The organism is Glaciimonas sp. Gout2, assembly GCF_035018905.1.
Taxonomy (GTDB): domain Bacteria; phylum Pseudomonadota; class Gammaproteobacteria; order Burkholderiales; family Burkholderiaceae_D; genus Glaciimonas.
In genome coordinates this window covers 57,936-84,700 of the sequence record NZ_JASJXA010000002.1, presented here as the reverse complement: position 1 = coordinate 84,700, position 26,765 = coordinate 57,936, and the positions used below count along the sequence as shown (strand labels likewise).

The window sequence follows — 26,765 nt, the reverse complement described above, 5'->3', positions numbered from 1 at the left end:
GCAGTCTATCTGAAGTCGCCCTGAATGCGCGATCAATCTGCTCTACAGCAACTCCTTATCTTCATTTGACACATGCTTAATGACAAAGCCATATGCTAGAGTTTGCAATAAAGCCACACTGCTGCCGGCTAACACCTCGCCCACCCGTAATAAGGCAAGATGCAACTCCTCATTCAAGCCGGTCCCCTCGACAGCAGCAGACATTAAAATGACTACGGTTGCGGGACCCAAGCGTCAATTGGCTGGATAGTTATGTAAAAACATTGCTACTAATACGGATATCGCCAATGCTATCAGCATGGAAAAAAAACTCGGACCTAGTATCACCAACGTCAGGCACGCGACAACCGCGCCATTGATGGTATTGATCACGCGCGCCTTGAAATTGGTTTTGGCCAGCGTTATATCCGGCTCAGTCACAACAATCAGAGAAATCATTGCCCAATACGGCTCTGCGATACCCGCTGCACGCAATCCATACCAGGAGATCAACGAGCCGGTCAGTATCTTGATCAGATATAGAAGAGCATTCTTGCGCGGGCTGATGAATTGTAATTCCATTGAATGCATACAATATAGGCGGAGGGCATAGACTAGCACTCCAACCGGCTGAAGGCACGCACAATCCTGCGATGACCGCAACGGCGTTATCTACACGTATTCAATCGTATTTCAACTGACAAATAGCAAAAGACCAGCACTTTGATATTCTAAGGTGATGGTCCATGTAAGTGACGCGTCCGCTGACTCGCTTATGGCGTTTTGATAATCATTTTGCAAGATAATCTATCGCATCGCATCGGCGTGTTCCCGTATGCTTTGGCGCACCATATCGGTCAATTCATTTTCTTCTTGCTCGTCCGCATATTTCAGCAAGGCAGAACGCATGCGCGGCTCCCACGAGCGCTTGATGTGCATGGCGAAATCAGTCATTGCCTGAGGACGGTTTGGCATGGTTTCAAAAAAAGAACCAATCTGATTTGCCATTTTGATGAGATGGTGTACGTTCATTATTTTCTTTCATTTCGCTGTTATCTGGTCTGTAGCATCCTGCTGACCAGATGCGTTAAACACTTAATCTGAATCACTTGGGGCGTGTTGATATTTGAGTGTTGTTTTAAAAGTTGCTTATTGGGTGTTATTGCGATGATTCGATTCATCGATAACTGGAAAAGTTATCGCTCCGTGGATACTGGTCGGGGGCGGCCCGACAGCCAGTTACTTTCTTTTGCTCAGCCAAAAGAAAGTAACCAAAGAAAAGGCGACCGCAGAGGCGCTGCCCTCCCGTTGGTCGGGTCCCAAGCGTTTTAGCCATCAGTCGGGTTGAAAGACCAACTCGCTACGCTCAAACACGTCTTCCAACAATTCCCGCCTGATGACTAAACACTTGGCAGCGCCAATGACGGTGTAGATCAACAGCAACAGCAACAGCCTTTATAGTGAATGTGATTTAGTTTGCACTGACTTCATCTATAAATTTTATATATCAACCGGTCCTAATTCGGATTAATTAACTAGCACTGCGCATTACATTACCATCGATTTTTTTTTACATCACCCCACAACGCGGTCTTTATTCGATCAACAAACGATGCCCGTTTGCGTACACGGCATGAGAGCTTTGGCGCATAAAACCTAACAAGGTGACATTAGCCTCCTGCGCCAACCTGATCGCCAAGGCAGTCGGTGCGGAGATTGCCGCAACCAAGCCAATTCCCATCGTGGCGGCCTTTTGCACCATTTCATAACTTGCCCGGCTGGTAATGAGAACCGCGCCACTAGAAAAATCTTCTTTATCTGCCGCTAATGCACCGATCAGTTTATCTAACGCATTGTGTCGTCCGACGTCCTCGCGCACCAACACAACATCGCCATTTTTTCGCACCCATGCCGCTGCGTGCGTTGCGCCGGTCGCTTGTTGCAACTGTTGTTGCTGTTGCATCTGCTCAATGGCTTTGTGTAAGGCCACAGCCGTAAACTGCGCGTCGGATGCTACCGGCGGCGGCTTGCGGATTGCTTGCGCAAGGGTTTCTGCACCACACAAACCACAGCCGGTACGACCGGTCAAATTACGGCGCTTCTCTTTTAGAGCCATGAATCGTTGCGAGGCTATTTCCATCTGCACCTGCATACCATCGGCAGCGCCCACTATTTCACAGCCGAACAACTCGCCGGGATCAGCAAGAATCCCTTCCGTTAAGGAAAAGCCTAACGCAAAATCTTCCAGATCGGCTGGCGACGCCATCATCACCACATGCGAAATACCGTTGTATTCCAACGCAATCGGAACCTCTTCCGCTACCACATCACGTACCGACGTCACCCGACCTTCGCGCCATTTTTCAATGTCAACATGCGCGCTGGTCGGATAGTCTTCCGAGCTTGAGACGGTTGTTACGTCGGTACCTGATACTGGACTACGCATTTACATCACACTTCCTATTTAAATCGCCTCGTGCCTTTATTTAGAGACTGCTGGTTCAGCAGAAGCCCCTTGCAACAAGCGCATTTGTAGTTCTGATACCTGACTAAAGTTCTTCTGCCACTCTGACGGTTGCGATACCGGCATAACCTGCACCGCAGTCACTTTATACTCAGGACAGTTAGTCGCCCAGTCGGAATTATCAGTCGTAATCACATTAGCGCCAGATTCCGGATAATGGAACGTGGTATAGACCACACCAGGTTGCACGTTATCCGTCACCGTTGCACGTAACACGGTCTGGCCAGCGCGGGACTCAATACCGACCCAGTCATCTTCCTTAATGCCGCGATCTTCAGCATCGTGCGGATGAATTTCCAAGCGGTCTTCGCTGTGCCACTCCACGTTCTCGGTACGACGCGTCTGCGCGCCAACATTATATTGCGACAAAATTCGGCCGGTGGTTAAAATTAGCGGAAATTTCATCGTTACTTTCTCGTCGGTCGCGAAATACTGGGTATTGATAAATTTGCCCTTGCCTCGCACAAACTCCCCAATATGCATGATCGGCGTGCCTTCTGGCGCAGCGTCATTACACGGCCACTGCAAACTACCGACTTCATCAAGCTTGGCATAACTGACGCCCTTAAAAGTCGGGGTTAGTGCGGCGATCTCATCCATAATCTCGGATGGATGGTTGTAATGCATCGGATAACCCAATGCATTTGCCAATGCAACCGTGACTTCCCAATCCGACATACCGGCCTTAGCTGGCATGACTTTACGCACGCGTGAGATACGGCGCTCGGCATTAGTGAAAGTACCGTCTTTTTCGAGGAAGGATGAGCCCGGCAAAAATACGTGGGCGTATTTGGCGGTTTCGTTCAAAAACAGATCCTGCACAACGATACATTCCATCGCCATCATCGCCGCAATCACATGCTGTGTATCGGGATCAGATTGAACGATGTCTTCGCCTTCGCAATACAAACCCAAAAAGCTACCGTCCAACGCTGCATCGAACATATTCGGAATCCGCAGGCCTGGTTCCGGGCTCAACGGTACGCCCCAAGCTTGCTCAAATTCGGTGCGCACTGTGGTGTCGGACACATGCCGATAGCCAGGCAACTCATGCGGAAACGAACCCATGTCGCAAGAACCTTGCACATTGTTTTGACCACGCAATGGATTGACACCAACACCGTCACGACCAACGTTGCCGGTCGCCATCGCCAGGTTGGCAATACCGATCACCATCGTCGAACCTTGCGCATGCTCCGTGACACCCAGACCGTAATAGATCGCACCGTTGCCACCGGTCGCAAACAAACGTGCCGCGCCGCGTAATTCTTCGGCAGAAACACCCGTTACTTCAGCCATTGCTTCCGGTGAATTCTCTGGACGCAAGACGAACTCGCGCCAATCGGCATACGACGCGGTATCGCAACGCTCCGCGACAAAAGCAGCATCTTCCAAGCCCTCAGATACGATGACGTGCGCCAACGCAGTAATCAGCGCCACGTTAGTACCCGGGCGTAATTTCAAATGATAGTTAGCCTCAATGTGCGGCGATTTAACCATTTCTGTCGTACGTGGATCGACCACGATCAACTTGGCACCCTGACGCAAACGACGCTTCATTTGTGAAGCAAATACCGGATGCGCTGCGGCCGGATTTGCACCAATGATCATGATGACATCTGACTTCATGACCGAATCAAAAGTTTGTGTACCTGCCGATTCACCTAATGTTTGCTTCAAGCCATAACCTGTCGGCGAATGGCAAACGCGGGCGCATGTATCGACATTGTTGTTACCAAAAGCGGCGCGTACCAGCTTTTGAACGAGATAGGTTTCCTCATTAGTGCAACGTGATGAGGTGATGCCACCGACAGAGTCCTTGCCATGCTTGGCTTGAATCCGACGGAATTCGCTAGCCGCGTAGCCAAGCGCTTCTTCCCATGACACTTCGCGCCATGGATCGGTAATCTTGCTACGAATCATCGGCTTGGTCATACGATCTTTATGGGTTGCATAACCCCATGCAAAACGTCCTTTAATACAGGAATGACCATGATTGGCCTTGCCGTCTTTATGCGGCACCATGCGCACTACTTCATTGCCTTTCATCTCGGCTTTAAACGAACAGCCAACGCCGCAATATGCGCAAGTAGTGATTGCGCTATGCTCCGCTTGCCCCATCATGATGACGGTTTTTTCGGTCAACGTTGCAGTCGGACAGGCTTGCACGCAAGCCCCGCAAGAAACGCATTCGGACTCCATAAAACTGTCCAGCTGTCCAGCCGACACACGTGACTCAAAACCGCGTCCGTCGATGGTCAATGCAAAGGTACCCTGCGTTTCTTCGCAAGCACGTACACAACGGTTACAGACGATACACTTGGACGGATCATAGGTAAAGTACGGGTTCGATTCATCCTTTTTGAGTTTTAGATGATTCGCGCCTTCATAGCCATAACGCACGTCCCGCAAACCCACCACACCAGCCATGTCCTGCAACTCACAATTGCCATTGGTTGGGCAAGTCAGGCAATCCAGCGGATGATCGGAGATATACAATTCCATCACGCCACGGCGAATATCGGCCAACTTAGGCGTTTGTGTCCTGACTTTCATACCCGGTTCGCAAGGTGTCGTACACGACGCCGGGTAACCTCTCTTGCCGTCGATTTCTACCAGACACAAACGACAGGAACCGAACGGCTCCAAACTATCGGTCGCGCAAAGCTTTGGTACATTCACACCCGCTTCTACCGCCGCTCGCATTACTGAAGTACCGGCAGCGACTTCGACGGTGACGCCGTCGATCTCAAGCGTCACTAATTGCGCAGACAATTTTTCTGGCGTGCCGTAATCAAGTTCATTCATCTGGTTCATGGCTGATTCCTTTTACTGATCCCTTTTACACCCGGGAAGGTGACGTGACATAAGGCCACTGTAGTTAAAATTGACAATTGATACGGTGCCGACCTGGATTGCCGACAGTCCCAAATAACAAACTGCTAAGCAGGAACCGGGCAACTATTTGCCGAAGCCCATCCTGCTGCGCATGTTTGCATTTCAGCAAATTGCGCACTTAGTGTTCAGCAACCTCTTGCTCTGCGGCGATACCAAAATCTTCCGGAAAATTATTCAGCGCCGACAACACTGGTAACGGCGTCATATTTCCCATTGCGCACAATGAACCATTGATCATGGTGTCGCATAAATCACGCAGCAGATGTACCTGCTGCGGCTGATCAAAACCACCGGTTGATCCAGCTACAATCTTGTCGATCACTTCCACGCCACGGGTCGACCCAATACGACATGGCGTACATTTTCCGCACGATTCAACTGCACAAAATTCCATCGCATAGCGGGCCTGTTTTGCCATGTCGACAGTGTCATCAAACACCACGATTCCGCCATGCCCGACTGTACCGCCAACCGCGCTAAAGCTTTCATAATCGATCTTGGTATCGAATAACGATTCCGGCAAATAAGGCCCCAACGGGCCACCGACTTGCACTGCGCGAATGGCGCGTCCGCTGGCGGTGCCGCCACCGAAGTCAAACAATAATTCACGCAAGGTGACGCCGAACGCCTTCTCCACCAATCCACCGAACTTGATATTTCCGGCCAATTGCATCGGCAACGTTCCATATGATCGACCAATGCCGTAGTTCTTATAAAATGCACCACCGCGGGCCAGAATAATCGGTACCGATGCCAACGAAATCACGTTATTGATCACGGTCGGTTTGCCGAACAAACCTTCCAGTGCTGGCAGCGGTGGCTTAGCGCGCACGATGCCGCGTTTGCCTTCCAGACTTTCCAGCAAAGCGGTTTCTTCACCACAAACGTACGACCCAGCACCCTTGCGGACTTCCAGATAAAAAGTTTTGCCAGAATCGCATATATTTTTGCCGAGATAGTGGCGTGCACCGGCAACCGCAATCGCCTCATTTAAAGCGGCAATAGCATGCGGATATTCCGAGCGCACGTAGATGTATCCCTGCGTCGCACCGACGGCCAGCGCGGCAATCGTCATGCCTTCAATCAGCACAAACGGATCGTCTTCCATCACCATGCGGTCCGAAAACGTGCCCGAATCACCCTCATCAGCGTTGCAGACAATATACTTTTGTCCAGCCTGCGCGTTGGCGACTGTCTTCCATTTAATACCGGTAGGAAAAGCGGCGCCGCCCCGTCCACGCAAACCAGAATCGAAAACCTCTTGCACCACTGCTTCGGGCGACATCGCCAGCGCTTTACGTAAACCGACATATCCTTCATGCGCCAGGTAATCATCTAGCGAGACCGGATCGGTGATGCCGACACGGGCAAACGTGAGCCGTTCCTGCTTTTTCAAATATGGAATCTGATCAACCAGGCCGAGTGCTAGTTTATGACTACCGCCGTTTAAGAAATCGGCGTCAAACAAAGCCTCCACATCTTCCAGTTCGACAGGACCATAACCAATGCGACCCGCAGCGGTGGCCACTTCTACCAGCGGTTCTAGCCAGAACATGCCGCGTGAACCATTGCGAATCAATTTAATAGCAATCCCGCGCTGCGCTGCCTTGGCGACGATGGCGTCTGCAATTTGATTGGCACCAAGCGCAATCGCGGTTGAGTCACGCGGGACGTAAACTGTAATCGCTGTGATCATAAAGCACTCCTTTTAGCTTGCACTAATCGATTGAACTTGTCGGTCGTCACGCGCGCATACAAGTCATCTCCGATCATGATATTCGGCCCTGATGCACATTGGCCCAGGCAATATACCGGCTCCAACGTAAATTGTTTGTCACTAGTCGTACCGTGATAATCACAGCCTAATGCTGATTTTGCGTGCGCTTCAAGTAGCTCGGAACCACGCGCCTGACAGGCTTCAGCACGACAGATTTGCACGACGTGTTTGCCAGCTGGGTGTTGCCGAAAATGATGGTAATAACTGATCACGCCGTGCACTTCCGCACGGGACAGATTGAGCTGATCGGCAATCATCGGTACGACATCTGAAGGAACGTAGCCGACGGCATCTTGTATGGCGTGCAAAATTGGTAGCATCGCGCCAGGCTTGTCTTTTAATTCGCCAATAATGACCGAGACTTGCGCTTTGATTTCTGCCGAGATGGCAGATTTAAGATCTATTTTAGCGCCGGTCTTCGGGTTCATCAGATGCAACGGAAACGTCTTTTCTGTAATACTTTGCGTGCTCACAGCAAACCTCCTACCAATACGTCGAATGGCGCGCCGGGCGGCAATGATCTAACGCCCTCGCGTTGAATTAATTCATACTTTTTTAAACGCCAGCTGATAACCCACAAGGGTCAGCAGCAATGAAAATTACACTCTATTACATCCCTACAACCACAAGCTGCAATTATTTAAACAGCACCGCTGCTTTTTGCAATGTCGTGAAAATACCCCAGATTAGCGGAATACCGACTGCAGCCCACGCCAGCATCAAGAGCGCTGGGTTACCACCGCTACCGACGAGCGACATATCCACCACAACCGGTGCACGGACACCAGTCGTCGCGACTATTTTTTCGTGCGCGAGATGCTTTTCATGCTCCAGCTCTTCCGCGGTCATGAAATATTTTTCTGCCACTGGACGAATCATTAAATTGCACACCAAACCCACCAGCAGCATTCCCGCGAGGATATACATGGTCGTGTTGTAGACTGCCTCCCGTGGAATGCCTAATGACAATTGGTACTCACGCATATAATTTACGACTACTGGCCCCAAAATCCCTGCTGTTGCCCAAGCTGTCAGCAAACGGCCATGAATCGCACCCACCATTTGCGTACCGAACAAATCGGCTAAATACGCTGGTGCAGTCGCAAAACCACCGCCGTACATCGACACGATCAAACATACCGCTGTGACGAATAACGCCATGCTACCGGCCGCGCCAGACCATGGCAGCGATACAAAGAGAATGAAACCAAGTATAAAAAAGATCATGTAAGTTTTCTTGCGCCCTAGAAAATCGGAACATGAAGCCCAGACGAAACGACCACCAATATTAAACAAACTGATAAGACCAGTGAATCCTGCTGCAATAGCGGCAATCGCGCTCTTCTGCTCTAAGGACAATGCTGAAAATTTTGTGGCAACGCCAAGCAAGCGACCACCAAATACTTCTTGCAACATCGGCGAAGCCATCCCAATCACGCCAATACCTGCCGACACATTCAGGCATAGCACCAACCACACCAGCCAGAATTGCGGAATGCCCCAAATTTTGCTGACATGCACATGTTTCTGCGTAATCATCGTGTTTTTAGATGGCGGCGGCGGCAACCAGCCAGCCGGTTTCCAGCCCGATGGCGGAATCCGATAACCAAACGCACCGGCCATCATGAAGACAAAATAACCTAACGCCAAAACCACAAAAGTTTGCCATACGCCAACGCCTGTATCGCTGGCAAAATATTGCATCAGCTTGAATGCCAAGGGACTGCCGATCAACGCACCACCGCCAAAACCCATAATCGCCATTCCGGTCGCCATACCGCGCCGATCCGGAAACCATTTAATCAATGTCGACACCGGCGAGATGTAACCTAATCCCAGACCGATACCACCGATCACACCCGAACCGAGCCACATAAGCCAAATTTGATGAAGATAAACCCCGAGGGCCGAGATCAGCAATCCGCCGCACCAACATAATGCGGCCACGAAACCTGCCTTACGCGGTCCAACGTGCTCCAGCCAGCTTCCCCAAATTGCTGCAGAAGTGCCCAATATCACGAAGAACATAGTGAATATCCAGCCCAGCATTGAAATTTTCCAGTCGCAATTGCTTGCGAATATCTCAGCAAAAAATCCTATATCACTGCCACACGCCAAAGACTCTTTAATCCCAATCGCCTTGGATAAAGGCAACCAGAATACCGAAAAACCGTAGGCCATTCCGATACAAAGGTGAATCGCCAAGGCCGCAGGCGGCACTAGCCATCGATTGAATCCAGCACCGGCAATAGTCCGTTCTTTTGATAAAAAACCCATATCTCCCCCGCTTATTTCTTTTAAGAGCCCCAATTATATGTATTTAATTACATATATTTTTATAGCAGCTAGATTTTATTTAACTATTATATCTATAGCTTCTCTTAAAATACCATTAAGGGGGGCATTCTTCAATATGTAAAATATTGCATATATTTTTCCAGAAGTTGATACAAATATCGTATTCTGAGCGTTACTCGCCGTCATCGCCGCCTTACAAAAGATACTGTTTAAAAACCCATTTTTTAACACCCAAACCGCCTGGGCGCTTGTTTTGAGACTGCCGTCATGGAAAATCGTATGTATAAAGTTACAATCAAACCACATTGGGAAATTGGACAAACTTCTGATGCCGTTCTGGACACGACCGGGCTGTTGATTTTGCTGACATCAATCCGGGAAACTGGCTCAATTTCCAATGCGGCCAAAGCCACGAAGCAATCGTACCGTCATGTTTGGGGACTCTTGCGCGCCGCAGAAGAACTTTTCGGTCATCCACTGGTATTGACCGAGCGCGGTCGCGGCAGCGTTCTCACACCGCTTGCAGAAAAATTAATTTGGGCCGACCGCCGTATCGCCGCTCGCTTGTCGCCCACGTTAGATAGTTTAGCCTCCGAATTGGAGGGCGAGTTGAGCAAAGCCGTCGCTGGCTCGAGCAAAACGATTCGGCTAAATGCAAGCCATGGATTTGCGGTTGCGGCATTGCTGAGTCAGCTAAATGCTATTCAATTACCAATCGATCTGCGCTATCGTAGCAGCACCGACGCTGTGTCTGCTCTATCTCGCGGCGAATGTGATCTGGCAGGTTTTCATGTTCCATTTGGCGAATTTGAAGATGCGATTATCTCCCTTTACGCGCGCTGGCTGAACAAAAAAACCCACTGCCTGATCCATCTGGCAGTGAGAGATCAAGGATTGGTGGTCGCACCCGGTAATCCAAAAAACATTCATACGTTGACTGATCTGGCTAACAACGGCGTCCTTTTCGTAAATCGGCAGACTGGGTCCGGCACCCGCCTGCTCCTGGAAATGCTACTGGCCAAAGCCGGAGTCGCGCAACAGGCCATAAACGGATTTGAGAGCACCGAATTTACACACTCTGCGGTGGCGGCTTTTATTGCCAGCGGTATGGCCGATGTTGGATTCGGCGTGCAAACTGCCGCAGCCCGCTTCGGCCTTGAATTCATCCCGTTAGTCCGAGAGCGTTATTTCTTTGCGCTGCCAATCGCGGCAATGCAAGATCCTCTGATCCAACAAATCATTACCACAATACAAACCGATACCTTCCGCGAAGTGGTCAACCAGTTAGCTGGCTATGATGGAAGCGCAACTGGTGACATTTTGTCGCTGCCGGACGCATTTGCGTATTTACGCTGAACGCGCGATGACGGACACACTAACGATGGTGATGATGATGATGATGATCGGATTTATGCTCGCAAGAAGGTCTCATCTGTACTCAAAATAAGCTAACACGCAGACGTTGTACTCGGTATTCGTACCTGAGCTTATGTTAAAAGGCATCTATATAAGCCAGATATCACACCTTTTTATGGCGATAATTAAGTAAAAGTACTAAAAAAATCCAGGTCAATCGGTCGCTGTTACCATCCTCACCTTAAAATGGCCGACTATTCGCAATTGGTGGAATCACGGAGAATATTGATGAAAAAGTTGTCTAAAGCGTTGCTATGCGTAGCATCAAGTGTTGTCCTGTTGGCAGCATGCGGCAAAAAAGAAAATAAAGAAGCACAAGTGGCGGTATCCGCCCCGTCGGTCTACGTAGTCGGTGCAGAGGCAACCTTTGCGCCGTTTGAATATCAAAACGAACAAAAAGAAATCGTTGGCTTCGACGTCGATCTGATGAATGCGATTGCAGACAAAGCGGGCTTCCAGGTCAAGTTCGTCAATACGCCATTTGAAGGCATTTTCAATTTTCTCGCACAAGGCGACCGCGATTTACTGGCATCTGCGATCACGATCACCGATGAGCGCAAGCAAACCGTCGATTTTTCTGAACCCTATTACGAATCAACCCAGTTGATCGTCGTCCCCAAAGACTCTAAAGTGACAAAATTCAGGGATTTAGAAAAACTCACCGTCGGCGTACAAAGTGCCACCACCGGTGATGAAGTGGTCCAAAAGCTATTGGGTAAGAGTAATCCGAAAATCAAGCGTCTTGAATCGGCGACGTTAGCCTTGAAAGAATTGGAAGGCGGCGGTGTTGATGCGGTGGTCCTGGATACCGGCCCGGTAAAAAATTACGTTAAAAATAATGCAGCATTAGGCTTTCACTTTATCTCCGATCCAGATTTTCCTAAAGAGTATTACGGTATTGCAGTCAAAAAGGGCAATGCCGCTTTACTTGCTAAAGTAAATCAAGGCCTTGCTGCCGTCAAAGCCGATGGCACTTATGACAAAATCTTCAAGAAATACTTTGCTGATGACGCGAAATAATGACGAATAGCCAATAACTGATAGCTATTGGCGATAGCGATGGCGACGAATGTGGCCTCGTCGAGAGTGAAGTGTAATTCTAAGGACTTAAGGAATCTCACATGAAGAAAAGCTTTCTGTCTCTGTTAGCCTTGACCTGCGCGTGCGCCGCCTTAGTGGCGTGCGGAAAAACTGATCCAAAATCGGCAGAAGCAGCTTCCGGAGCAACAAATCCGGTCAATACTAACGTTGAATATGTAGTGGGAACCGATGCCGCTTATGCGCCCTTCTCATCAATGAACGAACAAAAAGAAGCGGTCGGCTTTGAAATGGATATCATCAAAGCTGTCGCCGAGCGGGCAGGTATTAAAATCAAAGTGGAGAATACGCCGTTTGATGGCATCTTCAATGCGTTAGCGCAAGGAGATCGCGATATCTTGATATCCAGCATCACCATTACGGATCTGCGCAAGCAAACAGTTGATTTCACCGATCCATACTTTGAAGCCAATCAATTGATTGCCGTGCCGTTAAATTCTAAAGTTACAAAATTTTCCGACTTAAAAACGCTCAAAATCGGCGTACAAAGTGCGACGACGGGTGACGAAGCAGCCCAGCAACTGGTGGGTAAAAATAACCCCAATGTCAAACGCTTCGAATCTATGCCCTTAGCATTTCAGGAGCTTAACGGTGGCGGCGTTGACGCCGTAGTCGGCGATAATGGCGTCGTGGTTAATTACGTAAAAAATAATAGTGCCAATAGTTTTAAGATTATTTCTGATCCTACCTTCCCAAAAGAGTTTTACGGAATCGCCGTCAAAAAAGGTAATACGGCTTTACTGGAAAAACTGAATAAGGGACTTGCAGATATCAAGGCAGATGGTACTGCCGACAAAATTTACGCAAAGTATTTTTCGGGAAAGACCTAGGAATCATTAAGCAACATTGCATTACTGACAACCAACCCTACGATGAATGTGGGTGTTTGCCTGCGAGTACGGTATAATTTTTGCCTAATTTTTACGCGCCGAAATGCGTGACCAGTAAAAACCGTTGAGTTAAAAAGCGACAATTGCATCGGAAGTCGAATGATATTGGCTTACAGCGACTTACCACCAATATCCAGGTCATAAGTCGCTGTCGGTGAATGTAAGCCGATGTCATACAAATGTTTCGATACACGAATACAGACGCTATTTCACACTCGACAAGTTTTTTGGTTACGCATTTTTTATTCATCCCGCCGCATTGTTTTCTCTTCACAAAAATATGGATTTTCGCTGGAGCATCATCCAGGGCTACGCGCCACTGTTCGTACAAGGTTTTTTCATGACTGTGCAGGTTGCGGTCATCAGCATTATTATCGGCACCTTACTCGGTCTTTTTTTAGGTATGTTGCGCGTCGCTGAAGTCAAGCATGGTCCTTGGAAATGGCCGTTCCGTCTGGTCAAAGCATTAGCAAGTTTTTACGTTGCATTTTTTCGTGGCACGCCGCTGTTTGTCCAGATTCTGCTCATTCACTTTGCTGTCATGCCGGTCTTGATCCATCAGGACAACGGCCTGCTCATTTCCGGTGAACTGGCACGCACCATCAAACAAAACTATGGCGCGTTCATCTCAGGTGTGGTGGCGCTTTCACTGAATGCGGGCGCTTACATTTCTGAAATTTTTCGCGCAGGGATTCAGTCAATTGACCGCGGACAAACCTATGCCGCATCAAGCTTAGGCATGGGTTATCGCACCACGATGCGCTACGTGGTGTTGCCACAAGCATTTCGTCGCATGCTGCCGCCACTAGGTAACGAGGCCATTACATTACTGAAGGATTCATCACTTGTATCCGCGATTGGATTAGCTGAATTAGCCTACGCAGCACGAACGGTAGCGGGTGCTTACTCTCGCTATTGGGAGCCCTACATAACAATTTCTGTAGTCTACTTCACCATGACGATGTGTTTAGCCGCTCTGGTTTCAAGGCTCGAACGTAAGTACGCTGCGCCAGGTCGCCACTAACCGGCTCTTTTGGACTAAGGCCGATTGGCAAACCAATTTGGCAAGAGGAAAAAGATGCATCTTCGCCTTCTTGACTTGTCGCTTTGCCAGCCTTGTTTGCCAAACTACACCATCAGTCCGCCCAGCATTAAAAGTCTCACCCTTAATGGAGATGCTGATTAGGCCACTTCCCACAATTGGCCGTCGGTCGTGATGACTGCCGTCCTAAGCGTCTTGCCAACAAATATCTGGGCGGCAGCGGCGCGATAACCGATCAACTGCGCCTGATATCCCGCACGCTCACTATCCAGTAGCTGGCGTTTGTAATCGAGTATCCATACTTCATCCTCGAACATTACCACCCGATCAAAGCGCAATAAAACATCCGTCATCACTTCCATTTCATTACGCGCTGCGATATGCAAACCCGGATTGAAGAAATGCGTAAGTGACGGTTGCGCCAAAATCGTCCTGGCCTGTTGTTGCACGATCAAAGCCAAGGCTGGTGTACACGGCAACCAGCGCGCAATCGTCGCGACATCAGGTACATTAATCGGCCAGTGCCCATGCTGCGTCAATCGCTCCAATAATGCATGGAGCGCAATACCTTCGTCGATAGCGTCATTATTTGCAGCTATTTCATCTTCAACAAACGGCGATGTCAACGCTAATAGCAATGCGTCGTCATCCATCGGCAGGTTATTTTGAGTAGCAGTAAGTGCCCGCTTCAACGGCAACGCCGTTGGATCAAATATCGGAAGAACAAATTTAAGCTCGGCATCCCTATTCTGAGTTACATCATCCACCTGCATGCCCGACGATGCTAACGCATCCAATTCGGTTTCCGGCACCCATTCCAGACGCGCATACCAACTTCCTTCCGTGACACCGCCGGCTGTGCTATTTCTGGCGCCTGCAACGCCACTAATGATCAGCAGTTGCTTGGCGCGGGTGGTCGCCACGTAGAGCAAGTTCCAATCCTCTTGGGTCTTAAATCCGTCCTCGGCGGCAAATAATTTGTCGCGTGCCGCGCCCCTGTCAGCGGCGCGGCCAAATGCAGAAAAATGCACCGGTGCGTCTTCGTCCTGAGGCCAGTCACATAGAATGCCAATGTCATCACGGGCCGGATCGCTGTGGTTGGCGTCCAGTAACACGACAATCGGCGCCTCCAATCCCTTGGCGCTATGCACGGTCAATATCCGTACTGCGTCCATTGAGGCGTCAATACTGGCCTCATCCGGTGCGTCACTTTCAGCAGTATTTTGCAGCACACGCAAAGCGTCGATAAATTTTGGCAAACTGGGGTAACGTCCGGCATCCATATTCAGCGCCAGTGCCACAAAAGCCTCAATATTGCCAATCGACTGATTCCGCGTCAGTGCGGTCGCATCCTGCGCATAGCGTTCGATCAATTGCCCTTGATGCAAAATGACATCGAGCAAATCATGGACCGATAAACGTGGTGCAACGTCCAGCCAGTGCGCCAATAAAACGGCTGCGCGCTGCAACCCGTCAGAAGCTACCTCTGCAAGTTCGGCGGCCTGCGTCCGCTCCGCCACCGCCGCCAAAAGCCGTGGCCACCAATTCTTTTCACCACGTTGCGCCAAGACGATTAAATCGTCATCGGTCGCAGCGAAAATCGGCGATTTCAGGACATGCGCCAGAGCGCGTCCATCATCGGGGGTAATTAAAAACGTGAGCAAAGCAATCAGATCAGAAATTTCTAACGATTCCAGCAAACCACCGCGCCGATCTGATACAAAAGGAATGCCAGCATGCCGGAGCGCGTTCTCATAAGCACCCAAATGTGTTCGCTTTTTTACCAACAACATGACATCCGACCAACGCACATTACGGCTTCCGCTCCCAGTTTTTATATGCACATGCTGACGCACTGCGATTAAAGCGTGCGCCACGCTCGTCCCCTCGTCGCGACGCCGCGCATCCTCCGACTCTTCCCGCGGTGTGATTAACGGATTGCGTAAACCTGGTGCTGTCGGAGCTTGCTCAACTGATTCAGCGCTAACCTGTTGAATCAACGGCAAGCGCCACACCGCACCGCCCTCTTCTCCTAACGTCGTTTGGGCAGAAAATAGCGGATTTGCATAAAAACTGGTGTTTAACACTTTAATAATCGCCGTAGCATTGCGTCTGGTCTGATTCGCTTGCAACACCGTTGCGCCCTGCGCTTGCAACAGATCCCGTGCAGCGACAAACACTCTTGGTTCAGCGCGTCTGAAGCGATAAATCGATTGCTTGGGATCGCCAACGATGAACACGCTGGGTTGACCGGCGTCCTCGCCATAAGCATTCAACCAGGCGCGGACGATGCTCCATTGCAGTGGATTGGTATCCTGAAATTCATCCAGCAAGATGTGCTTGTAACGGCTGTCGAGCCGACTTTGGATGTACGCGGCACTATCGGGATTGGTTAACAGGCGATAAGCTTGCCACTCCAGATCAGCAAAATCGAAGACCCGCTGTTCTGCCTTCATCGCCTGATAAATGTCGACCAGCGCATCACCGACCACGAACAATGCACGATTCAGCGCCAGCACGTCGCGTTCGCCGCTGCGGCGGCGCAATAATTTAAGGGCTTCGCCGACGTTAGAAAATTCTTCGTCGAAAGCGCTGATGCCGTCTACACCGAAGTTATTTTCCAGCGCTTTTTTGAGATTATTAGTTTTGGAATTGCCACGCGGATTTCCGTTGTCGTCAAAAAATTGATGACATAGCGCATCAAAGTTTACTAATCCTGCACCTTCGGATAGCGCTGTTTCAATTGCCGTTGCACGTTTTTGATTAGTGGCTGTGCCTTGCCCAAGCAACCACGCGATGCTCGTTATTTTGGCGGTCAGTTTGGCGTCATCCCACAACGATAAACGCGCATCGATTTCGGCGTCGTCGCCACACAATTCTTTAAGCCAATTTAGCGGCACGTCGAGATCGCGTGGGGCCATGCTGCTGGCCCACCATTCAGCGCGCTTGCTGACGAAGGCGTTCAATAATTTGCGAGCGTTGCCATCGCCGACGAGTTGATACAAATCTAGCAGCGCTTGTTTGGTATCCGCGTTGTCCTTGTTGTTTAACGACTGCATAAACCGCCTATAAGCATCGGCAAGAAGTTCGCCGGTCTTGTCGGTCAATGTATAACCGTGTGGCACCCCAGAATTGAGCGGCGCGATTTGCAGCAAGCGCGCAAACCAGCTATGAAAAGTGTCGATGGACAGGCTTTGTGGACTCGACAAAACACGTTCATACAAACCGCGTGCGGCGTGCACAGTTTGCTTCAAGTCGGTTTGCAAGATGCCGCGCTCCACAAGCAACACGCGCACCTGCTCATCAGACGCCAAAGCCAGATCATGCAGCAGTTCAAGCAAACGGTCGCGCATTTCCTGTGCTGCCTTGCGAGTGAACGTAATCGCCAGCAGTTCGGAAGGTGCAGCGCCAGCCAATAACAAGCGCAGCATACGTGCTACCAACAACCAGGTTTTGCCGCTGCCAGCACAGGCTTCCACCACAACGGAATGCTGCGGATCGCAGGCGGCGTTGACGAAGCGCTGCGCCTCTACTGGCACGCCGTTCATTTGATAGGCATGCGGTATTACCATATCGACTTGGCCAGCTTGGCCATCATTGTGTATTGATGTTGGAGTGAGGTCATCCATTACCATGCTCCTTTGCGGCACAAACCACGTACATCGCAATACTGACATACCGACTCGGCACCATTGGCGACCATTGGTGCGCCATCGGAAATCGCCTGCATTGTGTCCTTAATATGCTCTTCCAACATTTTTTGCGCCTGTGCATAATCTTGTGCCACTACATCACCGATTTTGTCCTTGGTGATTTCAAGTGCCACGTAATGTGCGGCGTCCACCGACACGTCTGATAACAAACCATAGAATGCCAATTGATGATCTTCATGGTCTTTTAATTTCTTGTTTAATACGGCAATACTATTCGATTTATAATCCAGCACGGCGCGTTCGCCAGCATCGTTTTGATCAATCCGATCCACGCGTCCGTGTAACGTTATTTCGCCCGTTCGCAATGGCAATATTTTTTCATAAGCCTGTTCGCCAAAAACAAAATTCCACCCATTCGCTTCGCGCTCGTTAGCCCACATTACGTAGGCAGAAATCACTTTCTGCCAACGTGCATAATAGCCGAGCGCCGCCGCATTTTTGGCAATCACCTTGTCGAATAATTGCTGCGATATATCGACCAATACTGCAACCCGCTGATCATGGTTGTTGACAATCGCCTCATCGCGAATTGTTTCGTGATAGGTTTCCAAAATCTGATGTAACCAACCGCCGTAATCCCGCTTTTCCGGCATATCGGAAAGTTCATCAAGGGAAGTCAATCGCAACATCCGTTGCGCAAAAAATTGATACGGGCAAGATACGAAACTGTTGTAGCCACTAGAAGATAAACGCGTGGGACGCAACGCGCTAGCAACTGGTGCCGGCATCGCTGCCGGGATCTCGAGCAAACTGCGCTCGACAATCGGCGCCCGATGACGCGGTAACGACGCTGCACCCGACCGCGCCAGCGTCAGTTCCAGCCGCTCAATCCACGGGCTTACGGGATTTGGCTCGCCATCCTGATGCGCTTGCCAGGACAACACCACCAACGGATTCATCGCCAGCAACTCTGCTACATCGCGCATTTGCTGGCGCTGACGACTTTCACGTGTCGCCAGATTTAACTCGCGTCGGACAGTATTCGCAAAAAACAGCGTCTCCTGGGGTTGCGAAGGAAGATGACTGCTATCAGCACCAACCATCAACACCGCATCAAAGTGTCGCAAACGCGCACCGTTCAGTGGAAGCATCACCACGCGTCGATCGATGGCGGGACTGATGAAGCTGGTCTCATCCATTTGCAGGTTGACCAATGCCCGCCATTCTGAAAATGAGAATAAGGCATCACCTCCTTCATCATCCTCCATGCCAGCAATATTTTGCAGCATCTGCAAAACCTGTTGACCGGCAGGATCAGCGTTCAGTGCACTTGTCATGCCGAGCACCTCGAACACCGTTCCCGTATTGATCCACCCGCGCAGCGTTTTGCGGCCAGCATATAAGTTCGCTTGCTGCGCCAGCGTGGCAACCATTTTTTGCGCGTCAGGAAGATCAGTCAGCGCATAAATGACACTATTCCATTCACCCAGTACATTCGCCCTTCGCAGTGCGATTTCGACCGCCATTACCTGCGCCGATTTATCAGGCATATCAGCCAATGCAAATGGCGACTTCAAAAAATCCAGCAGCGCGGTTGTTTCACCGCGTTGGGTGACAACATCAAACCAGGCAGCGATAGCCGATGCCGCGCGCGTGGTCGACAACTTCCAGCCAGTCTCATCAGCAACGTGAACCTGTGCCCGTTCCAGCAAAGCACGTATCCGCCGTGCAACGACACGATCTTGCGCCACGATCGCCAGTTGCGTTTTACCTGCGTGCAACCAGTCAAGTACCGTCTGCGCACCCTGCACGGCCTCGTCTTCGATACTTTGCGCTGCGCATAGGGCGATACCCGGCGGCAATGCAACATTAAATTCTGCCGACGCAAATAAGTCGTCCGGAGGTGTCGGAAGCTGGCTCTCGGGCGTCGCCGCGACATCAATCAACTCCGGCCATGCAGTGGTATATGCCGAGGCGATAGTGTCAACGCGCCAGTCAAGTGAAATCTGCAAAACGGGCTGATATTGTGCGTAAGCCTGCAAAAATGCGCGTTCCATCGGCTCCGGCTCGACCGAACTAATCCATGCTAACGGTGAGTTGGCCTGCGCTGCAAATCGCAGCATTTGACCAAAACGCACTGCAAGCGCATCGTCGCCATCGAGCTGACTTTTCCAGATTGACCAGACCAGTTCGGTCTCGTCGGACAGTAGCTCGCGAGAACTCGGCGTCAATTCTTCAAGCGCAGTCTGCCAGCGCTGCGCAACGTCGCTCGCATCCTGCATCGACGGCAGCAAGGCCTGCGTCAACTCATCTGATAGGGATAACAGCGTTTGCGCCAACGGTAGCAAATCGGTATTTCGCCTCGCGGTAAATATTTTTTTCAGCCAGGCATGCTGTCGTAACTCCGAATACAACCGCATCAACCGTTCACTACCTGCGCTGGCGATAGGAGCATTCAACGCTGGCGGTAAGGTATCAAGCAGGGCTGATAAGGTATTCATCCGCGGCGGTACAAATGCACCCGGTAGTGCGCTCGCCAGTGCCGCTCTTAACAGATGCGCGTGCGCAAATGCCGGAACGACCACTCGCCAGGCAGACAGATCACGATTATTTTCGCCTCCGCTTTCAAGCGAGGCTGCCGATAAAGCACGCGCCACTTCCGGCCAAAACGCGTTGGAAGGCGGAATAGAGTGCAACGTCAAGCGGGATTTTAATAAAGACGGTGGCAACATGGACTCACAAAAAATAAGGTGTGGATGAAGCCAGCCACGCAAGAAATCTGCGGTGCTGCTCGTTTTAGCAACAATTGTTTTGCATTTTATGCGAGCAATCGGTGAATATAAGTAAAAAATAAGCAAAAAAAGAAGATCGTAGTCTCCCCTTTTTATTAAAATCGGTTATGATTTAACGAACACCCCGCCGCAACACCATCTAATCACACCCGCAAAACTTGAAGTCCCGCACGGCGCCCCCACTTATTCATTAGAATAGGGACCCAACGCGGGATCCAACGCAGGTAAGCCGCCCAGGTGAACAGATAAGTTGACTTGGTACACAATCATTTTTTTTCCCTCTTCCAGAGGAACTCATGAGCGAAAACATTAAACATATTACCGATGCATCCTTTGAACTAGATGTGCTTAAATCAGACAAACCCGTATTGGTCGATTTTTGGGCCGAATGGTGTGGTCCATGCAAAATGATTGCACCCATTCTGGAAGAAGTCGCCAAAGAATACGACGGCAAAATCCTGATCGCCAAGATGGACGTTGATGCCAATCAGGCAGTACCTGCCAAATTTGGTATTCGCGGTATTCCAACGTTGATTCTGTTCAAAAATGGTGTTGCCGCTGCTCAAAAGGTAGGCGCTTTAGCAAAAGGGCAGTTAACATCTTTCATCGATAGCAATATTTGATGTAAACTAGTCGACATTGCGGTGGTGCGCCCGCGCCGCCGCTTATATTTTCAGAGATACAGTACAATTTAAGTACGAGTAATGTAGAGACACAGTACAAGCAAGATACTACTCACACCACGAAGTCCCCTCCCCCACCAGACAATTCCCACCCCGGGATACTCATATACTATGCATTTATCCGAATTAAAGGCGCTACACGTCTCAGCACTGCTAGAAATGGCAATTGGCCTAGACATTGATAACGCCGCGCGCTTGCGCAAACAAGAACTGATGTTCGCCATTTTGAAAAAACGCGCGAAATCAGGAGAACAAATTTTTGGCGATGGCGCGCTTGAAGTCCTGCCTGATGGCTTTGGCTTTCTGCGCTCGCCCGACGCCAGTTACATGGCGTCCACTGACGACATTTATATCTCGCCCTCACAAATCCGCCGTTTCAATTTACACACCGGCGATTCGATTGAAGGCGAGGTCCGCACACCGAAAGATGGCGAACGCTATTTCGCACTGGTCAAAGTTGACAAGGTCAACGGCGAATCACCAGAAGCGTCCAAACACCGCATTCTGTTTGAAAACCTGACGCCACTGCATCCGAACAAGCCACTTCCGCTAGAGCGCGATATGCGCGGTGAAGAAAACATTACGGGTCGCATCATCGATATGATCGCGCCTATCGGTAAAGGCCAACGCGGTTTGTTGGTGGCATCGCCAAAATCCGGTAAATCGGTCATGCTGCAACACATTGCGCATGCGATTACGACCAACCATCCCGACACTGTGATGATCGTCTTGCTGATCGACGAGCGTCCTGAAGAAGTGACCGAAATGCAGCGCTCAGTGCGCGGTGAAGTCGTCGCGTCGACTTTCGATGAACCCGCAACTCGCCACGTTCAGGTTGCTGAAATGGTGCTTGAAAAAGCCAAGCGCCTCGTTGAGATGAAAAAAGACGTAGTGATTCTGCTGGATTCGATCACCCGTCTGGCCCGTGCTTACAATACCGTGATCCCTGCTTCCGGCAAGGTATTGACCGGTGGTGTTGATGCAAATGCACTACAACGTCCAAAACGTTTCTTTGGCGCGGCCCGTAACATCGAAGAAGGCGGCTCGCTGACCATCATCGCAACGGCGCTTATCGAAACCGGTAGCCGCATGGATGACGTGATTTACGAAGAGTTCAAAGGTACCGGTAACATGGAGGTCCACCTTGAGCGTCGCCTTGCAGAAAAACGCGTTTATCCGTCGATTAATCTGAACAAATCCGGCACCCGCCGTGAAGAATTGCTAATCAAGCCAGATCAGCTGCAAAAAATCTGGGTATTGCGCAAGTTGCTGTATAGCATGGATGAAATCGAAGCGATGGAATTCATCCTCGACAAAATCAAATCAACGAAGACCAATCTGGAATTCTTCGACATGATGCGACGCGGTAACTAATCAATTGGATCAATTTGGGCCTTCGTCATAACTGATGACAATAAGCTCAAATCGAAACAATTGAAGCAAAATGTGTAAAGGGTCTGACATGCGAAAGCTTGCCGGACCCTTTTTTGTAACTGCAATCTGCTAACCAACATTTTACCAAATCGGCCTGAGGCCATGAAGAGCGGCTAAAAAACTCTTAAACCCAAGCAATTTTTTCTATTGCCTGTAGACATAATCGACCGATGAGAACAGAATTATGGAACGTGCAAACACGCAGTTTTAATTAACAAATAACCAACAGCAAGAGACCTTAAGAAGTTCAAGAATGCCATCCTCGCATTACTCGTTAAACAATATCCTCATTTGAAGATCGAAAACTCACCTCTTGGCCTCGGTATTCCCAACGGCTAAGTAAAACAACAATACTAATCTTCAACTTTAATTTTCTGGCGGAAAAAACATGACAATCACCAAGTCCAGCCCATCAAAAGTCGCTACCGTCCTGCGCGTTACCAGCGGTAACTTCATGGAAATGTTCGATTTTTTCCTCTTTGGGTTCTACGCAACGTACATCGCAAAGACCTTTTTTCCTGCGAGTGATGAATTTGCATCACTGATGCTGACTTTTATGACCTTTGGCGCAGGATTTTTGATGCGTCCTTTAGGAGCAATCATTCTGGGTGCATACGTTGACCGCATTGGCCGACGCAAAGGGTTGATCGTTACCCTCGCACTCATGGCAATCGGCACCATGCTGATCGCCTTTGTTCCTGGCTACGCCACCATCGGCTATCTGGCTCCATTTCTGGTGTTAGTCGGTCGCCTTCTCCAGGGCTTTTCTGCTGGTGTTGAACTTGGCGGCGTTTCTGTCTACCTGTCCGAAATGGCAACTCCCGGTCGCAAGGGATTTTATGTTAGTTGGCAATCGGCAAGCCAACAAGTCGCGATCATTTTCGCTGCAGCCCTCGGTTATGGCCTTCAGGTCTGGCTTCAGCCCACTCAAATCGCTGACTGGGGCTGGCGCATCCCATTCTTTATCGGTTGCATGATCGTGCCTGTATTGTTTGTCATACGCCGCTCGCTGCAGGAAACAGAAGAATTTTTGGCCCGTAAGACGAAACCGAACATGCGCGAGATTTTGCGCTCGATGGTCGATAACTGGGGTCTTGTGGTGGCTGGCATGATGCTGGTATCGATGACAACCGTCTCGTTCTACCTCATCACCGTCTACACACCGACATTCGGTAAATCGGTGTTGAAACTCAGCACCACAGACGCGTTGGTTGTCACCTTTTGCGTCGGTATCTCCAACTTTATCTGGCTCCCGATAATGGGCGCATTATCTGATCGCATAGGTCGCCGTCCTTTACTGCTGGTATTTACGGTCCTTACCATCCTCACCGCCTATCCAACCTTATCCTGGCTGGTCGCAGCACCGAGTTTTGAGCGGATGCTGATTGTTGAGTTATGGTTGTCATTTTTATATGCAAGTTACAATGGTGCGATGGTCGTAGCACTGACCGAAGTCATGCCGGTGGATGTCCGTACTGTTGGTTTTTCTCTGGCGTATAGCCTTGCAACTGCCATTTTTGGTGGTTTTACACCAGCGATTGCGACTGGCTTGATTCAAATGACCGGTAACAAAGCTGCGCCGGGTCTGTGGATGAGCTTTGCCGCCATCTGTGGTCTGATCGCAACACTGGTACTGTATCGAAAAAGTGGCAACCAACGCACATCGGCAGTAAAAGCATCAGCCTGAGTCGACAGGCGCTAACAAGGCGCTTCGTTAATCTTGCAAGATAAAAAGAAGGTAGCACTCGGGGCTGACCGCAATTTGTTGCCGGTCAGCCTGTGAATTCGCTCCTCATGACTGAATCCACAGAATACATGTCGTTTTACTGTATAATCGCGTGTTTTCCACCTTGGCAAGTGATCGACAATCGGGTCAAGAAGCATGGCGACCGACGAAGTGACGATTGGCTACCGAATTTTTAGAGGCAATTATGAAAGACGGCATTCACCCAAATTATCGTGAAGTTTTATTCCAAGACATGTCTTGCGATTTTAAATTCGTCACACGTTCGACTATTCAAACACGCGAAACAGCAAACTTCGAAGGTAAAGACTATCCTCTAGTGAAGATTGAAGTTTCTTCGGAATCGCACCCGTTCTACACTGGTCAACATAAAATCGTTGATACAGCTGGGCGTGTCGACAAATTCCGTAAGAAATTCGGTACTGTTGGTTCGAAAACATCCGTCGCTGCAGGTTAATTCCTATCAGCGTAGTCGATGTTTCAAAAAGGCAGCTATGGCTGCCTTTTTTAATTTCAGCAACGCATTCCTCATCCAATGCATTGCCACTTGCAAGTGATGTCTGGCAAGGCTAGTTGAAGTCAACTGATACTGGCAAAACGTAAGCGATAGTAAGTGATGTCTCACGCAACCAGCGAATCGCTATAATTGCCAAAGACTTTATACCCGATACGCTGTGCCCTATGCCGTTTTTGCGGCACAATACTCCCCCAACTTACTATTCTCATAAAGCCATATCGTGATGAAGCCAGTCCGCCTTCCCGCTTCTGCCACCAGCGCATTGCCACGCTGGGGATTATGGGCGCTTGGTCTACTCTATATATTGCCCGGCTTGTTTGGTCGCGACCCGTGGAAAAATGAGGATGCATCGAGCTTTGGGATCATGTGGACCATGGCGCACGGCAGCTTCAATACGTGGCTGGCACCACAAATCGCGGGTTTACCTATGCCAGGAGAAAGCCCGTTAACCTTTTGGATTGGTGCCATCTGCATCAAATTATTCGGCTGGTTATTAGGCGATCCATTGGCAGCCCGGCTGTCCACGATTATTTTCTTTTTAATTGGCTCACTATCTGTTTGGCATGCCACGTACTTGCTAGGACGCCGCAGTGAAGCGCAGCCGCTTCGACTGGCATTTGGCGGCCAACCCGAGCCAAGGGACTTTGGTCGCACGCTCGCGGATGGCGCGTTCCTCATTTATCTGGGATGTTTGGGGCTGCTATTACACAGCCACGAAACGACCGCAAAAAGCCTGCAGATGTCGCTGGTTGCCTATGCCATCTATCTCGCTGTCCGTTTGTTCGATGCGCCTGCCACCGGATCAAGTACAAAACCATCCAACACCGAAAATCCGAATTCCTCAGCACTCCATAGCGCAGCATTACTCGGCATAGCACTTGGTCTACTGACGTTGACCCGTGGTTGGGGTGTCCCGGTTGCTATCCTTGCAGGCTTAATCGGCCTTGCTCTGTTACGTCAAAAATCTATCGCCATACACCTGCTATGCGTCACTTTACCGGTCGCTATCGCGATTGGTGGCGCATGGTTCGTCGCTGGATATTATTACCTCCCCGAAGGTAATAATTACGCCTTATGGCAAGAACAAAATCTGCAGCAATTCGGCTGGCCGTCGTTACACGCTTTCGCCTATTACTTCAAATATGGCATTTGGTTCGCATGGCCCGCGTGGCCGTTCGCTGGCTGGGCTGTCTACGCCTGGCGTCAACAACGCAAAGCGCTCCATATCGCGCTACCCCTCGCATTCTTTATCAGTCTGAGCGTCATGATGTTGCTGATGCCACGGCCTGATGAAGGCGTGTTGTTGCCACTGTTACCAGCGCTCGTAATTCTGGCAGCGTTTGGCTTGCCGACCATGAAGCGTGGTGCCATTAATGCGGTTGACTGGTTCTCCGTGATGACACTCAGCACCTGCGCCGCGTTCATCTGGATCGGATGGATTGCTAAAGAAACCGGTTGGCCCGCACAAATTGCCAAAAATGCTTACAAGCTGGCTCCAGGATTCAAACCCGGCTTTAATCTGACCGCCGTCGTCATTGCCGCTCTCGGCTCAATCTGTTGGATTCTGTTGGTTAACTGGCGTCTTTCAAGACGACCGGCGGTACTCTGGCGCGCCGTAGTATTGTCATCCGGCGGCGTCGTATTATGCTGGTTATTACTGATGACACTATGGCTACCGTGGATCAACTACGGCAAAAGTTATGCCGGTGTCGCTGAGCAAATCAACACGCATTTACCAACGGTCAAACAATGTGTCGATACCAATGTGGGTCCGGCGCAACGCGCCTCGTTTGCCTATTTTGGTAGCGTCCCTTTTTCCGCTTTAAGCCAGGAGCGCTGCGACTATTTGCTTTATCAAGATAACAACAGAACCAAATCCGACGATGCCGCCATTAAACGCGCCTTTGGCGGTCGCTGGAAATTACTTTGGACCGGACGACGCCCATCGGATCGTGATGAACGTTTCCGCTTATATCAACGCGTTGGTAACTAAGCAGCCGCCCCCTACCATTAGCCGAAC

At 50.0% G+C, this 26,765-nt stretch carries 17 protein-coding genes and 1 pseudogene; 9 read left to right on the top strand and 9 right to left on the bottom strand.

Going from position 1 to position 26,765, the window contains the following annotated elements; all coding sequences use genetic code 11:
* Nucleotides 1–42 precede the first annotated feature (42 nt).
* From QN379_RS02850 to QN379_RS02820, 7 genes and pseudogenes are all read right to left on the bottom strand, one after another.
* Nucleotides 43–561, bottom strand: a pseudogene (locus QN379_RS02850) (FUSC family protein).
* 225 nt (nt 562–786) lie between these two features.
* Complete coding sequence (locus tag QN379_RS02845; RefSeq protein ID WP_322232867.1) at nt 787–1,011, bottom strand: formate dehydrogenase subunit delta; 225 nt, start codon at nt 1,009–1,011, stop codon at nt 787–789.
* A gap of 562 nt (nt 1,012–1,573) precedes the next feature.
* Nucleotides 1,574–2,425: a formate dehydrogenase accessory sulfurtransferase FdhD gene (gene fdhD / locus QN379_RS02840; RefSeq protein WP_323505945.1), complete on the bottom strand. Its 852-nt coding sequence runs from the start codon at nt 2,423–2,425 to the stop codon at nt 1,574–1,576.
* 36 nt (nt 2,426–2,461) lie between these two features.
* Entirely contained in the window at nt 2,462–5,320 is a 2,859-nt protein-coding gene (gene fdhF, locus QN379_RS02835; protein ID WP_322232871.1) for a formate dehydrogenase subunit alpha, read from the bottom strand.
* Between the two features lie 199 nt (nt 5,321–5,519).
* The gene (locus QN379_RS02830) at nt 5,520–7,097 is read right to left on the bottom strand and encodes an NADH-quinone oxidoreductase subunit NuoF (RefSeq protein ID WP_322232873.1); all 1,578 of its coding nucleotides are present in this window, start codon (nt 7,095–7,097) and stop codon (nt 5,520–5,522) included.
* Nucleotides 7,094–7,606 carry a formate dehydrogenase subunit gamma gene (locus tag QN379_RS02825; protein ID WP_323506042.1) on the bottom strand — a complete coding sequence of 171 codons (513 nt, stop codon included), beginning with the start codon at nt 7,604–7,606 and terminating at the stop codon, nt 7,094–7,096. Before QN379_RS02825 ends, QN379_RS02830 begins: the two co-directional genes overlap by 4 nt.
* Before the next feature lie 208 nt (nt 7,607–7,814).
* Entirely contained in the window at nt 7,815–9,455 is a 1,641-nt protein-coding gene (locus tag QN379_RS02820) for an OFA family MFS transporter (RefSeq protein WP_323505944.1), read from the bottom strand.
* A 300-nt stretch (nt 9,456–9,755) separates the two neighbouring features.
* Here QN379_RS02820 and QN379_RS02815 point away from each other — a divergent pair, with 300 nt between their 5' ends.
* The 4 genes from QN379_RS02815 (at nt 9,756) to QN379_RS02800 (ending at nt 13,904) form a co-directional block, all read left to right on the top strand.
* A complete protein-coding gene (locus tag QN379_RS02815) occupies nt 9,756–10,832 on the top strand; it encodes a substrate-binding domain-containing protein (protein ID WP_323505942.1) in 1,077 nt (358 codons plus the stop codon).
* A gap of 288 nt (nt 10,833–11,120) precedes the next feature.
* Nucleotides 11,121–11,912 (top strand): basic amino acid ABC transporter substrate-binding protein, encoded by a 792-nt coding sequence (locus tag QN379_RS02810; RefSeq protein ID WP_322232880.1) that lies wholly within the window; start codon nt 11,121–11,123, stop codon nt 11,910–11,912.
* Between the two features lie 101 nt (nt 11,913–12,013).
* Nucleotides 12,014–12,820: a basic amino acid ABC transporter substrate-binding protein gene (locus QN379_RS02805; RefSeq protein WP_322232882.1), complete on the top strand. Its 807-nt coding sequence runs from the start codon at nt 12,014–12,016 to the stop codon at nt 12,818–12,820.
* Nucleotides 12,821–13,160: 340 nt separating this feature from the next.
* Complete coding sequence (locus tag QN379_RS02800; RefSeq protein ID WP_322232884.1) at nt 13,161–13,904, top strand: amino acid ABC transporter permease; 744 nt, start codon at nt 13,161–13,163, stop codon at nt 13,902–13,904.
* 158 nt (nt 13,905–14,062) lie between these two features.
* Here the strand turns inward: QN379_RS02800 and QN379_RS02795 are convergent, their stop codons facing one another.
* Both QN379_RS02795 and QN379_RS02790 read right to left on the bottom strand, forming a co-directional pair.
* Nucleotides 14,063–17,494 (bottom strand): UvrD-helicase domain-containing protein, encoded by a 3,432-nt coding sequence (locus QN379_RS02795; protein WP_323506041.1) that lies wholly within the window; start codon nt 17,492–17,494, stop codon nt 14,063–14,065.
* A 56-nt stretch (nt 17,495–17,550) separates the two neighbouring features.
* Nucleotides 17,551–20,307 (bottom strand): PD-(D/E)XK nuclease family protein, encoded by a 2,757-nt coding sequence (locus tag QN379_RS02790; RefSeq protein ID WP_323505941.1) that lies wholly within the window; start codon nt 20,305–20,307, stop codon nt 17,551–17,553.
* A 356-nt stretch (nt 20,308–20,663) separates the two neighbouring features.
* On the opposite strand from QN379_RS02790, the gene trxA reads away from it, so the two are divergent.
* From trxA to QN379_RS02765, 5 genes are all read left to right on the top strand, one after another.
* The gene (gene trxA / locus QN379_RS02785) at nt 20,664–20,990 is read left to right on the top strand and encodes a thioredoxin TrxA (RefSeq protein WP_322232888.1); all 327 of its coding nucleotides are present in this window, start codon (nt 20,664–20,666) and stop codon (nt 20,988–20,990) included.
* A 171-nt stretch (nt 20,991–21,161) separates the two neighbouring features.
* Nucleotides 21,162–22,424: a transcription termination factor Rho gene (gene rho / locus QN379_RS02780; protein ID WP_205319314.1), complete on the top strand. Its 1,263-nt coding sequence runs from the start codon at nt 21,162–21,164 to the stop codon at nt 22,422–22,424.
* A gap of 448 nt (nt 22,425–22,872) precedes the next feature.
* Entirely contained in the window at nt 22,873–24,171 is a 1,299-nt protein-coding gene (locus tag QN379_RS02775) for an MFS transporter (RefSeq protein WP_323505940.1), read from the top strand.
* A gap of 244 nt (nt 24,172–24,415) precedes the next feature.
* Nucleotides 24,416–24,685: a type B 50S ribosomal protein L31 gene (locus QN379_RS02770; RefSeq protein ID WP_205319311.1), complete on the top strand. Its 270-nt coding sequence runs from the start codon at nt 24,416–24,418 to the stop codon at nt 24,683–24,685.
* Nucleotides 24,686–24,968: 283 nt separating this feature from the next.
* Nucleotides 24,969–26,738, top strand: coding sequence for a glycosyltransferase (locus QN379_RS02765; protein ID WP_323505939.1), 1,770 nt, complete (start codon nt 24,969–24,971; stop codon nt 26,736–26,738).
* Nucleotides 26,739–26,765: the final 27 nt, after the last annotated feature.

What these genes read in the sequence shown, in the direction of transcription:
- QN379_RS02830 (WP_322232873.1), bottom strand. Translation starts at nt 7,097, where the DNA reads ATGATCACAGCGATTACAGTTTACGTCCCGCGTGACTCAACCGCGATT.
- QN379_RS02790 (WP_323505941.1), bottom strand. Translation starts at nt 20,307, where the DNA reads ATGTTGCCACCGTCTTTATTAAAATCCCGCTTGACGTTGCACTCTATT.
- QN379_RS02775 (WP_323505940.1), top strand. Translation starts at nt 22,873, where the DNA reads ATGACAATCACCAAGTCCAGCCCATCAAAAGTCGCTACCGTCCTGCGC.
- fdhD (WP_323505945.1), bottom strand. Translation starts at nt 2,425, where the DNA reads ATGCGTAGTCCAGTATCAGGTACCGACGTAACAACCGTCTCAAGCTCG.
- QN379_RS02800 (WP_322232884.1), top strand. Translation starts at nt 13,161, where the DNA reads ATGGATTTTCGCTGGAGCATCATCCAGGGCTACGCGCCACTGTTCGTA.
- trxA (WP_322232888.1), top strand. Translation starts at nt 20,664, where the DNA reads ATGAGCGAAAACATTAAACATATTACCGATGCATCCTTTGAACTAGAT.
- QN379_RS02820 (WP_323505944.1), bottom strand. Translation starts at nt 9,455, where the DNA reads ATGGGTTTTTTATCAAAAGAACGGACTATTGCCGGTGCTGGATTCAAT.
- QN379_RS02770 (WP_205319311.1), top strand. Translation starts at nt 24,416, where the DNA reads ATGAAAGACGGCATTCACCCAAATTATCGTGAAGTTTTATTCCAAGAC.
- rho (WP_205319314.1), top strand. Translation starts at nt 21,162, where the DNA reads ATGCATTTATCCGAATTAAAGGCGCTACACGTCTCAGCACTGCTAGAA.
- fdhF (WP_322232871.1), bottom strand. Translation starts at nt 5,320, where the DNA reads ATGAACCAGATGAATGAACTTGATTACGGCACGCCAGAAAAATTGTCT.
- QN379_RS02765 (WP_323505939.1), top strand. Translation starts at nt 24,969, where the DNA reads ATGAAGCCAGTCCGCCTTCCCGCTTCTGCCACCAGCGCATTGCCACGC.
- QN379_RS02825 (WP_323506042.1), bottom strand. Translation starts at nt 7,606, where the DNA reads ATGAACCCGAAGACCGGCGCTAAAATAGATCTTAAATCTGCCATCTCG.
- QN379_RS02845 (WP_322232867.1), bottom strand. Translation starts at nt 1,011, where the DNA reads ATGAACGTACACCATCTCATCAAAATGGCAAATCAGATTGGTTCTTTT.
- QN379_RS02805 (WP_322232882.1), top strand. Translation starts at nt 12,014, where the DNA reads ATGAAGAAAAGCTTTCTGTCTCTGTTAGCCTTGACCTGCGCGTGCGCC.
- QN379_RS02810 (WP_322232880.1), top strand. Translation starts at nt 11,121, where the DNA reads ATGAAAAAGTTGTCTAAAGCGTTGCTATGCGTAGCATCAAGTGTTGTC.
- QN379_RS02795 (WP_323506041.1), bottom strand. Translation starts at nt 17,494, where the DNA reads ATGGTAATACCGCATGCCTATCAAATGAACGGCGTGCCAGTAGAGGCG.
- QN379_RS02815 (WP_323505942.1), top strand. Translation starts at nt 9,756, where the DNA reads ATGTATAAAGTTACAATCAAACCACATTGGGAAATTGGACAAACTTCT.